Annotated in this window: 9 protein-coding genes; 3 read left to right on the forward strand and 6 right to left on the reverse strand. The window is 47.3% G+C overall.

Annotation, left to right across the window (positions count from 1 at the left end):
- Positions 1-70 precede the first annotated feature (70 nt).
- Both BMZ72_RS00150 and BMZ72_RS00155 read left to right on the forward strand, forming a co-directional pair.
- On the forward strand, positions 71-1,033 hold the full coding sequence (locus tag BMZ72_RS00150; RefSeq protein ID WP_089804057.1) for a DUF4421 family protein: 963 nt from the start codon (positions 71-73) through the stop codon (positions 1,031-1,033).
- A gap of 98 nt (positions 1,034-1,131) precedes the next feature.
- A complete protein-coding gene (locus BMZ72_RS00155) occupies positions 1,132-1,629 on the forward strand; it encodes a DUF6600 domain-containing protein (protein WP_089804060.1) in 498 nt (165 codons plus the stop codon).
- 106 nt (positions 1,630-1,735) lie between these two features.
- Here the strand turns inward: BMZ72_RS00155 and BMZ72_RS00160 are convergent, their stop codons facing one another.
- The 6 genes from BMZ72_RS00160 to BMZ72_RS00185 all read right to left on the reverse strand — a co-directional run bounded on the left by BMZ72_RS00160 (position 1,736) and on the right by BMZ72_RS00185 (position 13,446).
- Positions 1,736-4,342 (reverse strand): S9 family peptidase, encoded by a 2,607-nt coding sequence (locus BMZ72_RS00160; RefSeq protein ID WP_089804062.1) that lies wholly within the window; start codon positions 4,340-4,342, stop codon positions 1,736-1,738.
- Complete coding sequence (locus tag BMZ72_RS00165; RefSeq protein ID WP_177222625.1) at positions 4,342-6,339, reverse strand: TlpA family protein disulfide reductase; 1,998 nt, start codon at positions 6,337-6,339, stop codon at positions 4,342-4,344. The genes BMZ72_RS00160 and BMZ72_RS00165 overlap by 1 nt, the downstream gene beginning before the upstream one ends.
- 104 nt (positions 6,340-6,443) lie before the next feature.
- The gene (locus tag BMZ72_RS00170; protein WP_089804066.1) at positions 6,444-7,802 is read right to left on the reverse strand and encodes a RagB/SusD family nutrient uptake outer membrane protein; all 1,359 of its coding nucleotides are present in this window, start codon (positions 7,800-7,802) and stop codon (positions 6,444-6,446) included.
- 11 nt (positions 7,803-7,813) lie between these two features.
- A complete protein-coding gene (locus BMZ72_RS00175; RefSeq protein WP_177222626.1) occupies positions 7,814-11,371 on the reverse strand; it encodes a SusC/RagA family TonB-linked outer membrane protein in 3,558 nt (1,185 codons plus the stop codon).
- A gap of 221 nt (positions 11,372-11,592) precedes the next feature.
- Entirely contained in the window at positions 11,593-12,711 is a 1,119-nt protein-coding gene (locus BMZ72_RS00180; protein WP_177222627.1) for a FecR family protein, read from the reverse strand.
- A gap of 114 nt (positions 12,712-12,825) precedes the next feature.
- Positions 12,826-13,446, reverse strand: coding sequence for an RNA polymerase sigma factor (locus BMZ72_RS00185; RefSeq protein WP_177222628.1), 621 nt, complete (start codon positions 13,444-13,446; stop codon positions 12,826-12,828).
- Positions 13,447-13,591: 145 nt separating this feature from the next.
- Here BMZ72_RS00185 and BMZ72_RS00190 point away from each other — a divergent pair, with 145 nt between their 5' ends.
- Positions 13,592-14,833, forward strand: a complete 1,242-nt coding sequence (locus BMZ72_RS00190) for a PQQ-dependent sugar dehydrogenase (RefSeq protein ID WP_089804074.1) — start codon at positions 13,592-13,594, stop codon at positions 14,831-14,833.
- Positions 14,834-14,850 lie beyond the last annotated feature (17 nt).

Genomic DNA, 14,850 nt, shown 5'->3' on the forward strand with positions numbered 1-14,850 from the left:
TCATTGCGCCCATCAATGAAGCCTCAACCTTTTGTCAACTGAATTGTTGAATAGCTGAATTCCAGCATTGATGGGCCGTTACTATATCGTACTGATCTTTTTACTGGGTGTCCGTAATATGCTTCCTGCACAACAACACGTTGATACGAATTACATCAGATCGTATGAACGGAAAAACATGCTGGAAGTATATACTGGTATCTATAATACTGAGTTCAGTTTCACACACCGGCATGACCGCAGGAAGAACTTTCGGCTGAAGGTCAACAGTAGCAGTTATCTTGGGGCAGATATCAGTTATAAGTGGTTGTACCTGCAATATTCGTTTAACGTCCCCGGTACACAGCTGGACAACAGAAATAAATTCAATTACAAACTGATCCGTTTTCAGTTTGGTAACCGCAGACTTAGTTTTCAGCCCTTTTATAACTACTACAACGGTCTGCTGATCCCTACTACACATCGCCGCGATTTTGAACCTTTTCAGGGAATTGCCATCAGCAACGCAGGGTTTGATCTCTACTATACCAATAGCAGACGTTTTTCCTCTTCTGCGGCCAGTATATTTTCCGAAAAACAAGTTAGTCCGGCGGGCGCTGTATTCTTCTCCTTCACGCCCGTCTGGCAGCAGATACACTGGAAGAAACCCAGTCCGCAGCTGGTACCTGATACCATGACTTTCAAACTACTTAGTTCCAATCCGGAATGGATCTCTGTGCTGCCGGGTATCGGGTATTCCTATAATTTCGTTCCGCATAGAGGCTGGATCATTGCGCCTGCCATATTGCTGAAACTGGGAGTATTGAATGAGATACATCCGGACAATGACGGTCTGCAGTTACTGAACGATGAGCAGTTCTGGCTGAATACCGGTTATAGTAACGAACGGTTTTACATCTACCTGAACCTGGCTTTTGAAAGGGAGAGTAGTAACCTGTTGCTGAAGGATATGACCCGGGTGGATATGAGTGCCAGTATAACGGCTGGTATGCGGTTTTATAGTCTTAAAAAGAAAATACTGCGCATATTATAAGTGCATAATGTAGCTGCGCTGCTGGTAATGAAATGTACCAGTGCTCCGGTCAACAAATTTCTTTTCAGGGTGTTATAGAGAAGCTAAAACCATATTACATGTTCAAGCCAGTTCATCTCTTACTGTTGATCCCTTTGCTGTTTTCCTGTGCGGGCACAAATACTACCGCCTACAACAGTTATAACGAAGAGCCCCCTGCTGCTACTGTCACGTATCAAACCTTTTATGATGAATTAAGTCCTTACGGGCAATGGATCGACTATCCGGGTTACGGGTATGTATGGTCACCCAGTGTCGCCGATTTCCGCCCTTATTACAATAATGGCGGCTGGATCAATACCAACTATGGCTGGAGCTGGAATAGCGGTTATAGCTGGGGATGGGGCCCTTTTCATTACGGTCGCTGGTTTTATGAGGCAGGCTATGGCTGGTTGTGGTTACCGGGATATGAATGGTCGCCTGCGTGGGTAAGCTGGCGTAACAGTACTGATTATTATGGATGGGCGCCGCTGGCGCCAGGTATGGACCCCAGAAATGCAGGTGCTACTTCGCTTCCCATACGTAGTATGGGCGCGCCGGGTGTAAGAAGATTGTAAAGAAAAGCCCCCGTCATACAGACGGGGGCCTTTCTTTACAATCTAAAATCTGAGGGCTATTACTCGACAGTTTGCAGCCGGTCATGCATTATGCTTATGAAAAAAACTAGTAGTCGTATTTCTGGTCTACGTTCCGCTCATCCACGCTGATACCTTCCGTCATCCATCTTGGCATCGGTTTGCCTTTCAGATAATGATCAAAGAATTGCCCCATACGAAGTGTCCAGTCATATTGTGCCGCTTCTCCGTTCAATGAATGGTTTTCTCCCTTATAGTTCAGTAACCAGGCGGGTTTACCCAGTCTGCGCATTGCCAGGAACATATCCAGTCCCTGTGTGAAGGCGACTGCCCCATCCTTGTCATTGTGGAAGATCAGCATAGGCGTCTGTATCTTATCTGCATTGAATATAGGAGAGCTTTGCAGGAATTCTTCCCTGCCATTCCAGAGATCTTTTCCGATACGGCACTGTTCCACTTCATATTTGAACATACAGGGGGCTCCGTTCTGACGGATCGCAAAGTAATTATAGGTAGCGTTCGAAACGCCTGCGCCTGCATTCACACAGGTAAAGATATTGGTACGGGTAACCAGATAATATACCTGGAAGCCGGACCAGCTGTGTCCCTGCAGACCTATTCTGCCTTTTTCGGCTACGCCTCTTCTGATCAGTTCTTCTGTACCACTCACGACCGCGTTATAGGTGCTCTCACCCGGATTACCGGATTTAAAATGCACATCAGGGCGGAATACCACATAGCCATTGCTCACATAGCTTGGAATATCGATCGTACTGGTGCTGTATTCCGGTGTCAGGTAGTCATGCAGATCAGCAGTATGTGTTTCATAGAAGTCCACGATCATCGGATATGACTTCGCCGGGTCATAATTCTCTGGTACATACAGGATACCCTGATTTTGTTTACCCTCATAATTCTTCCAGGTCACCAGTTTGGCGCTGCCCCAGTTGTACTGCTGTTGCTGTGGATTGACATCCGTCAGCCGCTGCTGCTTTTTGAAGTTCTCTCTGCTGAACCAGAGATCCGGGAATGTACGATAGTTCTTTCTTGTATACAGGAAGGAACTGCCATCCCCGGATACGGTATTTACTTGGATGGAATAGTCAGGATTGTCTACCAGTGGTGTTACGCTTTTACCTGCCATGAGACTGTACAATCCATTGGATTTTGTACGCTCATTAAAGCTCTGCAGGTGTAAAGATTTTGACAGATCAACATGATTGATGAATGGGGTGGACAGCCATCTCAGTTGTACCTGGTGGGCACGTCCATAGCCGTTTGTCAGGCAACGGGGACCCTGCTTGCCGGTAAGGTCAATGGCCCAGATATCATACCTGTCATAAATGATGGCAGTATTACCATTGTCTGTCCAGCCGGCAAGTCCGTAAGCTTCTGCAGCATCCGGTTCATCGTGATCTTCATTGTATAGCGGATAACCAATTGCATGAGAAAATCCTTTTAAAGCACCGCTTTTGGTATCCAGTACCTGCCATTCTCTGGTGGTCCGGTTAAACAGGACGGCATATTTCCCGTTATAGCTCCATTGCGGGTTCTCAGGACTGTCTTTCATGATCAGCCTGCGCTCACCTGTGCGCATATCAACCACATAGAGATCTGCATTGGTATCATATTTCCAGTCTACCATAGGTATATATGGGCGCTGGTCTGCGATGATGGCATAGTCGTAATCTTCACAGTCAGGTGTGAGCAGTCTGCCTGCTTTTTCCGGCGCCACTTCTACTACCTTCTTCTCCGCAATCAGGTACATGAACTGTGCATCATCCATCTGTGTGCGGTTGTATACGCCTCTTCGCTGGCGGCGCTGGGATACCTGTTCATTCCAGGTCCAGAGCTCCAGCTCAAACCCCGTATCAGCAGGTCTGTTCATTTTAGGCGGCTGGTTGCTGCCATTGAAAGACGCATCCAGTAACACATGTTTTGCTGCTGCGGTAATGTCATAAGCTTTGGGACGAATGGTATATCCTTCCGGTGCTTTGATATCATTGTAATCCAGTATTAACTGATGCTTCCCTGTTTGTAAGGAGAATGCGTACAATTTTGAGCCGGACAGGAGCGTCCCTTCCTGTGTCTCCTTATTGAAAGTATAATCGCTTACAGGGACTTCAAATACGGCTTTATAAGCGCCTTTTAAAGGGCCTGCCATCAGCTGGTCCTTCTGAAGGAAGAGAATGGAATGTTCATTGTCATACAGGGCATACCTGGCCGCGCCGTTCAGCACAATGCTGTCCTGTGTATCCAGGTTATACAGAAAGGCACTGGCAGCGCCGTCTTTCCAGTTGGTGTAGGATAACCAGGGAGTATTGGCGCCCGTCAGTACATAGGGGCTTTTTGTCCATGCTATCTTTTTACCATCTTTTAAACGGGTCAGGAGCAGTACCTGTTGGCCGTCAATGGTCTGGTTGTATTTCATCCACTTCCCGGAGTGAAAGAATTCCGGGTTGTCATTTCCTTCCAGTCTGACTGCTTTGCCTGACTGTGTATTGACCAGATACCGCTGTGCTATTTCATGTTCCGTATAGCTGTAACTTACCCATGCACCATCATAGGAGAGGGTTGCATTGCCCAGCCGTTTCCATTCTTTATAATTGGCAGTATCCAGTGATCTGCGTTGCGACATGGCAGGCTGTACCGCAATACAACTCACCATGGCAGCTAACAAAATAGTTTTTCTCATTAGTTCTCCGCTTTTAATAGTTCAATGACATAGGTCAGTTCGTCGTACAGTTTGCTTGGACTACCCTGATAGCCCTCTGCGGTATAGCGCATCACGCCGTTTTTGATGACGGCTTTTCTTGGAATGGCAGAAGACTGGAAAACAGGGGCCATACTCTTAAATACCTTATTATTGACACTATTTTTTGTGGTTTGCTCGTCAAACAATACATGGAACCGGTAACCGGAGGTTTTGATATAGTCTTTCACCTTTTGTTTGTAATCCTGCGTGGTTTCCATGGTAGAGATAAAATAGAAGCCTACCGCCGGATCATTTGCGTATTTATCTACCGCCATCTGCATGCCCGGGAAGGCCATTTTACAGGGACCACACCAGGTTGCCCAGAAGTCTATTACAACGATCTTATCTTTCCAGTCTGCGGAGTTCACTGTTTTACCATTGATATCTGTCAACCGGAAGGCCGTGATCTTTTCATTGATCAGTTTTGCTTTGATCTCGGCTTTGATCTTCGAAATATCTTCCGCTGACTTCAGTGACTCCATATATTGCTCAAAACCATCTGTCTTGCCATTCTTTTCTGTATACAATGTCTTCAGCTTTTCGATCATCGCGGGTGTTGCGGTATTGACTTTAATCGCCATTTCCAGCATGGGTAGTACCACCTGCTGATTACCGGTATTTTCCAGTACCGCGATCCTTGCTTCATTCAGATTGGCATTGCTGTATTTACCTGCTTCAGAGAGTTGTGCCAGGTAGGCCGGTGCTTCATTGTATTTGCCCATTCTGGCCAGTAAACGGATGTGTACTGCCAGTTTGGTATCCAGTTGTCTGAGTGCGTTCTCTGTTGCCTGTCTTGGCGTATTGCGGGTGCCATCCATGTAGGAAAGGTCCTTACGTTTCTGCAGCATGGCATCGATGAATGCTTTGGAGATCGGGTAAAGCTGCTCTACCGGTATTTGTTTCAGGGCAAAAGCCTTATGGATGTTACCATGATAGATCTCGTTCAATATAGCGAAATCCATATCCGGGATCATCGCCAGCAGTTTGTCATACTGACCTTTGTCAAAATAAAGTGCTCCGAGTGTTCTGTATGCATTCAGGTAAATAAAACCCTGTGCAGCGGTGGAGTCTTTGCGGTAGTCAGTCACCGGAAATTCCCGCAGGAATTCCTCCAGTCCAGCGATCTTCTGATCTGTTGCTGCATCGCGGGTGTAAGCTGCCGAGTATTTATCAAAACGCATCGCACGGCCATGTGGATACAGTTGTGTGATCACTTTTTTTACAGAGTCTGCTTTTTGTGTGTCTTTTAACCCAAAGCGATAAGTATCCCATATCAGCTGATAGCCATCCTCACCGATACCGGGGAGCTTGCCAAATCTTTCCAGGTTACGGGGAGCAACCGCCGGGAATTCGTCGCCTTTGCTGATCTTCAGCATTGTAAGATAGCTGTCAAAGTACTTCGGCATATTTTGCGGATACTGCTCCATCTCCTTTCTTACCCACATTTCCAGTGCTTCATCACTGATATCCTTTTTATCGAAATACCCATCTGGTGCTTTATGGATAGAAGGTTTCCGGAAGATGCCCCAGGCCAGTACACCACCTGGGAGTTTAGCGCCCTGTTTATCTACTGTAGTCGCTACATATCCAAAATCATTGTTATTATCGGCTAATACAGCATAGCCATTTTCTTCCGTTACAAACTTAATGGCCACAAAGGCACAGTTGGCCGGTACCCCATATTTGCCTTCCAGTATACCCTTGTGGTTTACAAGCGCAATATCATCTACTACCCAGCGATAGTCATTGAACAGATAGATGATCCCCTGAATGTTCTCTTTTCCCTGTAAGGGACCACCCGCAGGATTGTAACTGAGTCGGAGGGTATCGCCTGCTACGGGCGTACCGAGTCCTGTTAATCTTACACTGTCTGTCTGACTATACGCCTGGTATGTAACACCCAGGGATAAAGCCAGTACGCTCATCCATTTTTTCATATTGTTTGTCTGATTTGCAAGGCATGGCCCGGAGAACGATCGCATAGATCGTTCTCTGTGGGCAGCCTTAGGTTGTAGTGGGTTATGGTTGGTTTGTGATGGATTTATGGATTCTGCTCAATCTCAGGATTCAGCAGTATATATTTTGTGCCAATGGGATACACATAACGCGGACTGTTAGGTTCCAGTGTATACTCCACATCTTTGAAGGTGCGTTTGACCGTTGTAGCCAAAGCGGCGTCTTTATTCAATCGTTTCTGATCCAGCCATCTTAAGCCGGTTCCGAAGAATTCCAGTTTTCGCTCTTCTACCACACTTTTCAGTGCTTCAGCTGCTGTGCCTACCGTTAAGGCGATATAATCTGCTGCCAGGAAACGTTTCTCCCTCAGTGTATTCAGCAGGTCGATCGCGGCATTAGCATTGTTATCTCTTGCAGCGCATTCCGCTTTGATCAGCATCACTTCTGTTACGGTCAGGCCGTTATTGATCGCCTGCATTTCCCGGCTGTACCGGTAACGCCAGTAACCATATCCGGTGAAGGCAGGAGAGAAGTTAGTACCTGGTTTTACGAAAAGGGTATACCGCAGGTCTTTGGTACCCAACTGTGACAGCAGGGCTGTATCCAGCTGTATACCAGTGAACAGGTAACTACTTACGATCTTGGAGAAGATCACTTCCTTATCATTGATCCTGTAAGGGAAGGAAGCCGTGCTGGTGGCAAACTGGCGCAGGTCCAGGATGTTATTCTGGATAGCTAATGCTTTGTCTGCATACAGTTGCGCATTGGTAAAATCGCGCATCCCAAGGTAAGTGCGTGCCAGCAGTGCATACACTGCCGCTTTTGAAGGACGGGTATTATAATCCGGCAGGTCTGATAATGCAGGTTCTGCCGCTTTCAGATCACTGATGATCTGGTTGTAAACGGTTGCAACGCTGGCTCTTTTCAGACTGACAAACAGGTTGGGTGTCAGTAATACCGGTACGCCCAGATCAGTGGAAGCCGTGGCTGCATCGTACTGTTTCGCATACAGGCTTACCAGGCACCAGTAGGAATAGGCGCGGTGTACCTGTGCTTCCGCATACAGTTGTCTTTTAAGATCATCTGTACCTCTTTCACTGTCCATCACACCATCCATGACCTCATTGGCGGTATAGATGACTTTATAGAGTCTTTCCCAATCCACATCACCTTGTATGTCTGACCAGTATTGTGGTTGCCAGGTGTAGGCGTTGTAATAGATATCCGTCATGGAGGCCTGTTTGGAGGCATCCAGGAAACGGGTGTCATCACCGGAATAGATCGGCAGACTGAAACCAGCTTCCATTACTGCACTATTGTCCAGCAAAGCGCGGTAATCACTGGTGTATTTGAAGGTACGGGTTCCGATCTGGTCGATTTCCACGTATTTGCGGCAACCTGTTGTCAACAGTACAGCCGCTAAAAAATATATTACTCTTTTCATGGTGGTCACGGTTAGAATGAAGCATTGATGTTGAACAGGTAGCTGGTTACCGGCGGCATGCTATAATAGTTGGCGCTGGAGTTGAGGTATTCAGGATCGTAACCTTCCTTGTTCTTTGCCCAGATCAATCCAAGGTTACGTGCACTTCCACTCAGGGTCAGGCTTTTGAATACGCGCTTAGGCAGCATACTGTTCGGGAAATTATACGACAGGGAGATCTGCTGTAAACGGATATTATCCGCGCTTCTGACCAGTTTATCGGAGTATCGGTAACGCGTAATACTGTTAAAGTTGACGTTACCCAGGCCTGGTACATCTGTAAAGGCTTCGTCTCCTGGTTTACGCCATCTGTTGGCCAGGTCTTTTTGTCTTCCTACGATGCCATAGTAGTCACCGGAGAACTGCGGATAGTTATTGATACCTGGAACCAGGAATTTATGTCCGAAATAGTAGGTCATCTGTACGCCCAGTTCGAAACCTTTATAGCGGAAGGTGTTAAAGAACCCGCCGTGATAAGGAGCTATTGATTGTCCTACATATTTGATGTCGTTGATATCAAATGCGGATGTCAGGTTGGTTGTACTTTCGATGATCTTGTTATTCCTGTCGTAAATGCGGGTCTGTCCGGTTTCCGGGTTCAGTCCTGCGGAGCGGTAGACGAACATGGCTCCCATCGGATAGCCATTCAACAGGTTGCTGCTCATGACCAGGGTAGAAGCCAGTGTAGTGTTGAAGCGGGAATCTGTCACTTCTGTTTTACCATAAGAGAAGTTGAAGACGGACGTGATGCCCCAGTCTTTTTTGTCTACGATCTTCGCCGTAATACCTGTTTCAATACCATGGCTTTTCATGGTGCCGGTATTGTAGGACAGGCTGGACCATCCATAGGTCGGATTGAAGGGGAAGGTGGCGAGGATACCGGAACTTCTCTTACGATATACATCAATACTTCCTGAGATACGATTATTGAGTACCCCTGCATCCAGACCGATGTTCCCGGTACGGGTCAGTTCCCATCCCAGTTGCTGGTTAGCCGGATTCTGAATGGTAGCGATTGGCAGCTGTGTATTCGGATCGGTTGCATTTAACGTAATGATCGGTACGTTGGTACCGCCCAATGGAACAGAACCACCGGTACCATAGGTGACGCGCAGACCGAGGTTAGTCAGCCAGGTGACAGACTGCATGAATTCTTCTCCGGTGGCGGTCCATTTGAAACCGGCGGACCAGAATGGTTTTGCACGTTTGCTACGTTCCAGTCCTAGCAGGGTATAATCATCAAAGCGCATGCTACCGCTGAGGTTATACCTGTTTTTATAAGTATAGGCTGCATTACCGAAGTAGGAGAGATAACGGTTCCGTTGTTCTGATATACCACTCTGGTTGCTGCCGAGTGTGGTGGTCCAGCCGTACATGGTCATAAAGGGTGTAGTCGGATTCACCGTTGCAAAGCTGTTAGCATCCGGATCGTAACCGTACCTGATACTGTTGTATGACCTGCTGTAGGTTTGTCTGATCTCACTACCGGCGAGCGCCGTCAGCTGATGATCGGCATTGAAAGCATAGTTGACATTCAGCATGCCGCGCAGGTTATAGTCCCAGGACGTACCATCTGTCAGTGTATAAGTACCGCCGTAAGGGATATTGTACACAGGTTTATGAGTGGTGGGCGAAATAACAGTACCTGTATTGACAGTGGTTCTTCCGGAGTAACTGTTTACTTCGTTGATGGTCTGCATATTGTTGATGTTCCGCTGGTACATACCGGATACATCGAAGTTCATCCAGTTTGTCAGTTTTACAGTCAGACCGGTATTCAGGCGAATAGAGTTGATGCTGTTTTTCGTATTGGAGTAGTTTAGTTCATCGATGGCACTGTAGGTAAATGGCAGATATCCCAATTTTACCAGACTGTCATTCGTTTCCGGACGCATGGTGATGCTACGTCTGATCGGCTGACCATTACCATCGACCAGCATATCATAAGGACGCAGGGAGACGAGGGACTGGCTTAATGCTTCCACTGCAGCGATGTTCGCGGTATTGGTGGCGTACTGGTAGTTGAAGCCTGTTCTCAGTCTGACGGTCTTATTAAACAGGTCATTGGTAAAGTTACCGGTGATGATGGCATTTTGTGCACTGTTACCACGGTAGATCGGCAGGTCCTTGTTAAAGTTGCCGGAGATGTAGTAGGAGTTGTTATCGCCACCACCCGATACAGACAGATTATACTGCTGGTTGATGGCTGAACGCAGCAGGTATTTCCGTATCTGTGACTGGTTATTTCTTGTTCCGATCTCTGCCAGTGCTGCATCTGCTTCTGCCTGTGTAGCGGTGCCGCGTTTTACTTTGAAGAGCCATTCCACTACTTCACTCGGGTTGTTGTTTTGCAGCGGGAAGTACCAGGGCGATTGTGTATTATCAGTAAAGAACCCCTTGTCATACATCTCTCTTTCCAGGTCTACATATTCTGCGCTGTTCATCCAGCGGAGTTTGGAGAAGGAAGGTGCTTTGGAACTACCTACGGTAGCGGAAAAGTTAAGCGTAGGCGCGCCCTTTTTACCTCTTTTTGTTTCGATCACGATCACTCCGTTGGCGCCCCTGGAGCCCCATATAGAGGTAGCTACCGCATCTTTCAGGAAGGTGATCTGTTCAATGTCGTTGGGGTTGAGCGTAGATAGTACAGAACCGTTGGACATCTGGGAACTCCCCAGTGTTGTCAGGTTCTGGTCACCGGAAGATGCTGGTATCAGCGGAAATCCATCTATTACGATCAGCGGGGCTGTATTGACAGAATAAGTGTTGATGGTACGGATCTGTATTTTATTGAACCGTATATCAAAGCGTACACCCGGTACTTTACCTTCCAGTCTTTCTAGTATATTATTGGCAGGAACGTCCTGTAATTCTTCAGCAGTAATGATGTTATAGGCGCCGGTAGCTCGTTCTTTGGAGATCGTCTGATAACCGGTGGATACTTTTACGTGGATCTCGTCGATGTTGATGGTGGCACGTTTCAGTACAATAGTGAGATCGGTGCTATTGGAGATCTTCACTTCCTGCGTCTGGAAACCCACAAAGCTGACGATCAGTACATCGCCTATATTAAGTGCTAATTCAAACCGCCCATCAGTATGGTTGATAACTGAGCGTTCGGTCCCTTTTACCTTAATGGTAGCGCCGTAGAGGGGATTTTTATTCTCATCGACAACTACGCCCTGTACCAGTACTACATTCGCAGTTTCCAGCACCTTTGACGGATCGGCGGTGGCGGTTGTTTTTTTGCTGACGAAGATCGTCTGTTCACGTATCAGATACTGGAGTGACTGGTTCCTGAAGATGATATCCAGGAACTGGCTCAGCGGCATATTGTCTGCGTTGACATTTACAGGGAGCGCCTCTTTTAATAAGCGGCTGTCGCAGAACACATGATAGCCTGTCTGGGAGCGGACGGTTTCGAACATTTTCTCCAGCGGAATATGCTGACCGGAGAATGTGACAGATTGAGAGATACCTTTTGCACTGGCCCCCATGAATGCAATGGTCAATAATAGTGCGGTTAGCTTCATCACTAACAAGATTTTGGTTGAGAACCGGTTGCCATGGCGCCTGCTGACAGGCATGGCATGGCCTTTCCGGTTACAAGAAGCAATTTTTTGCATAACTTGCAATTGGTTAGGTTGATTTGAAAAACAGTTTTCCGAAATAATTGTCTATCGTCCACCCTGACTATCAGGCCGCTTTGAATCCTACCTCAAAGCGGCTTTTGTATAGGGATAAAACTCATTGTTCAGGAGGGCAATACGATCAGTCGTTTGCCTTCTATACGAAAATTCACACCTGACATCTTCAGTCCTTCCAATACCTGTGAAAGGCTCAGGTTCCTGCCGATCTCTCCATAGAACCGGATATCAGGAATATTCTTTTCATAAACTACGTCTATATCGTACCATCTCGCCAGTTGGCGCATCACTTCTTCGACGCCCATTGCATCGAAATTAAAAATGCCATCTTTCCAGGCGATAACTTGTCCTGTGTTCACTGCATTGTTCAGCTGTATTGTCTCTCTGATAGCGGCCTGCTGACCTGGCTTCAGTATAGCGTCGCCGCCTGCAGCGTTTACTTTAATGCTGCCCGCCAGTAATGTTGCCCTGATGCTGGACTCATCTGTATAGGCATTGATATTAAAATGAGTGCCCAGCACTTCTATGGTTGCTTTGTTGCCGATCTTCACCCTGAATGGTCTTTCCGGGTCCTGCGCTACCTCGAAATAGGCTTCTCCGATGACCTCCACGGTTCTGTCATGACCGGTGAAGGCGGTAGGGTATTTCAGGGTGCTGGCGGCATTCAGCCATACGGCGGAGCCATCCGGAAGTACGAGTCTGAATTGTCTGGCGGCAGGTGTACGTACGGTATTGATGCTGGCTGTAGCGGCGCTTGCGGCGTCGTAGTGCAGACTGCCATTCTGCAATGTGATCCTGCTACCGTTCTGATTGCTGATCTGACCGTTGCCGATACTATCCAGGGTGATCTGGCTGCCATCTGCCAGTGTCAGTATAGCGCCATTCCTGCCAGGCGCTATATCCTGCACTGGTTTGTTCACTGCTATATCCTGCTTCAACGCAGGGCGTTTCATCACCATCCAGGTGCCTGCTGCCAGTACCATTATGGCTGCGGCTGCCCACCAGAAGCGGGACATCTTTCTGATCCGTGCACTCTGCTGTTCATTGTCGAGCGCTGTCAGGCGACTGTTCAGCTGAGCCAGAAAGGCCGGGCTGGCGGCTTCATGTGCCAGTGGCTTGCCACCGTCAGCTGCCTGTTGCAGTAGGTGATGAAATTCTTCGGCACTCACATCGTGATACCAGGAAAAGAAGTCGCCTTCTTCCTGGTCCGTCAATGTGCGGTCCATATATTTTTTTAATAATACTATCTTCTGATCGTCGGTCATATAAGGGATTATATACTACAGACGAACATCCAGCAGTTTTGTATACGCTCCGGAGAAAAATTTTTCTGAAGGGGTTTATTTACCCCGTAACCACAATAAAAAGAGAAGGGATACCATGCCTCCGTGTTGTTCAAGGATGGTTTTTAAGGCATGAAAGGCAGCATAATAATGTTTCTTTACAGTGACTACCGCCATATCATACCGGGCGGCTATTTCTTCGAAACTGAGGCCTTCTTCCGTGCGTAACAGGAAGATCTCCCTTTTTCGGGGCTCCAGTTCGCTGATGGCTCTAATGGCCATATCATGCAGTTCTTTATATACCAATGATCCTTCGCCGCTGCTTTCTTCCATAGCGGCCCGTTGTGCGATAGCGTCGATGGCTTTCAGGTGTACTTTCTTACGCCTGAGCTGGTCGAATAAAATGTTTCTGGCAATCCTGAATGCATAATTCTCGAACGATTTCACCAGTACCAGTTTCTCGCGGGTCTTCCAGATCCGCAGAAAGGTTTCCTGGAGTAATTCGTCTGTTTCGTCCCTGTCCTGTGTAATAAAGGTGATGGCTACCTGTAGATTGGGGTAGTAGTGTGTATATAGCTGTCCATAAGCATCCCGGTCGCCTTCAGCGGCTGCTCGTACTAAAATCTTTTCATTGTCCGGTAGTACGCGATGAAATAGTGGATGGTCCCTCTGCGTCAATAATAATAAGCGAATATTTGGCAAGATACGCAATCAGTACCGGAAGTTTTCGGAATTCTTGCCTGCGCTCCGGTTTTACAGCGATATCGACCGTTCAACCATCTGTGATTGGATCAATTCAAAAATTTGAATTATATTTTCCACTATGAAAAAATCATTACAGGCTCTTATCACAGGGACGACATTCGTGCTCGCTTCCTGCGGTTCTCCTTCCGGTGGTCAGCATAATTCCACTGACAGTACCGCTACAGACAGCACTATTGGTCCCGTTGAGACGAAAAAACCTAATTCTGATTACAAACCCGCATTTCCTGGTCAGACCCGCGTTAACGGTATAAAGACCCAGACTCCTTATGAAGGAACTGTATTGTCCGATAAACTGGAAAATCCATGGGGTATTACCACTTTACCTGACGGCAGACTGCTGATCACGGAGAAAAAAGGGGTATTGCGTATTGCGACTACCAGCGGACAGCTAAGCGAACCTATTACTGGTCTGCCGAAAGTAAATCCTGACGGTCAGGGTGGTCTGCTGGGGATCAGGGTAGACCCTGATTTCAAAACTAACAGGATGGTATACTGGGTATTCTCAGATCCACGTCCGGATGGTAACCTGACGGCTGTAGCCAAAGGTAAGCTCTCTGCCGATGAAAAGACCATCGAAGGCGCTACCGTTATCTACAGGGCGACTCCTGCTTTCAAAGGTACCCTGCACTATGGCGGAAGGATCGTTTTTGATAAGGAGGGTAACCTGGTGATCAGCACCGGTGAACGTTCTGATCTGCAGACCCGTCCACAGGCACAGCAACTGAACTCTGCCCTGGGTAAGGTACTGCGTATCACCAAAGAAGGTAAACCTGCTGCCGGTAATCCATTTATCGGACAGGCAGATGCCCGTCCTGAGATCTATAGCTACGGTCATCGTAACGTACAGGGACTGGCTTTCAATCCTGCTACCGGTGACCTCTGGGAAACAGAATTTGGTCCGAGAGGTGGTGATGAACTGAACCGTATCGAACCAGGTAAGAACTATGGCTGGCCTACTATTACCTACGGTATAGAATATAAAGGCGATAAAGTTGGTGATGGTATCCAGCAGAAAGATGGACTGGAACAACCGGTTTATTACTGGGATCCGGTATTATCACCAAGTGGTATTACTTTCTACTCCGGTAAAGGTATTCCTGAATGGAAGGGTAACCTGTTCATCTGTGGTCTGAGCAGTATACATATTGCACGACTGGTGATCGAGAATAATAAGGTAGTAGGTGAGGAGATGCTGTTGCTGAGTGAAGAACAGCGTTTCAGGGATATTACAGAAGGAGATGATGGTGCGTTGTATGCGGTGACGGATAATGGTAGGCTGTATAGTATTCATAAGAAATAGTTATATTAAATAGAATT

The sequence above is a fragment of the Chitinophaga sp. YR627 genome, from assembly GCF_900114995.1.
Taxonomy (GTDB): Bacteria; Bacteroidota; Bacteroidia; order Chitinophagales; family Chitinophagaceae; genus Chitinophaga.

Excerpts from the sequence above, each read along its gene's own strand:
- BMZ72_RS00150 (WP_089804057.1), top strand. The coding sequence starts at position 71 with ATGGGCCGTTACTATATCGTACTGATCTTTTTACTGGGTGTCCGTAAT.
- BMZ72_RS00155 (WP_089804060.1), top strand. The coding sequence starts at position 1,132 with ATGTTCAAGCCAGTTCATCTCTTACTGTTGATCCCTTTGCTGTTTTCC.
- BMZ72_RS00160 (WP_089804062.1), bottom strand. The coding sequence starts at position 4,342 with ATGAGAAAAACTATTTTGTTAGCTGCCATGGTGAGTTGTATTGCGGTA.
- BMZ72_RS00165 (WP_177222625.1), bottom strand. The coding sequence starts at position 6,339 with ATGAAAAAATGGATGAGCGTACTGGCTTTATCCCTGGGTGTTACATAC.
- BMZ72_RS00170 (WP_089804066.1), bottom strand. The coding sequence starts at position 7,802 with ATGAAAAGAGTAATATATTTTTTAGCGGCTGTACTGTTGACAACAGGT.
- BMZ72_RS00175 (WP_177222626.1), bottom strand. The coding sequence starts at position 11,371 with ATGAAGCTAACCGCACTATTATTGACCATTGCATTCATGGGGGCCAGT.
- BMZ72_RS00180 (WP_177222627.1), bottom strand. The coding sequence starts at position 12,711 with ATGGACCGCACATTGACGGACCAGGAAGAAGGCGACTTCTTTTCCTGG.
- BMZ72_RS00190 (WP_089804074.1), top strand. The coding sequence starts at position 13,592 with ATGAAAAAATCATTACAGGCTCTTATCACAGGGACGACATTCGTGCTC.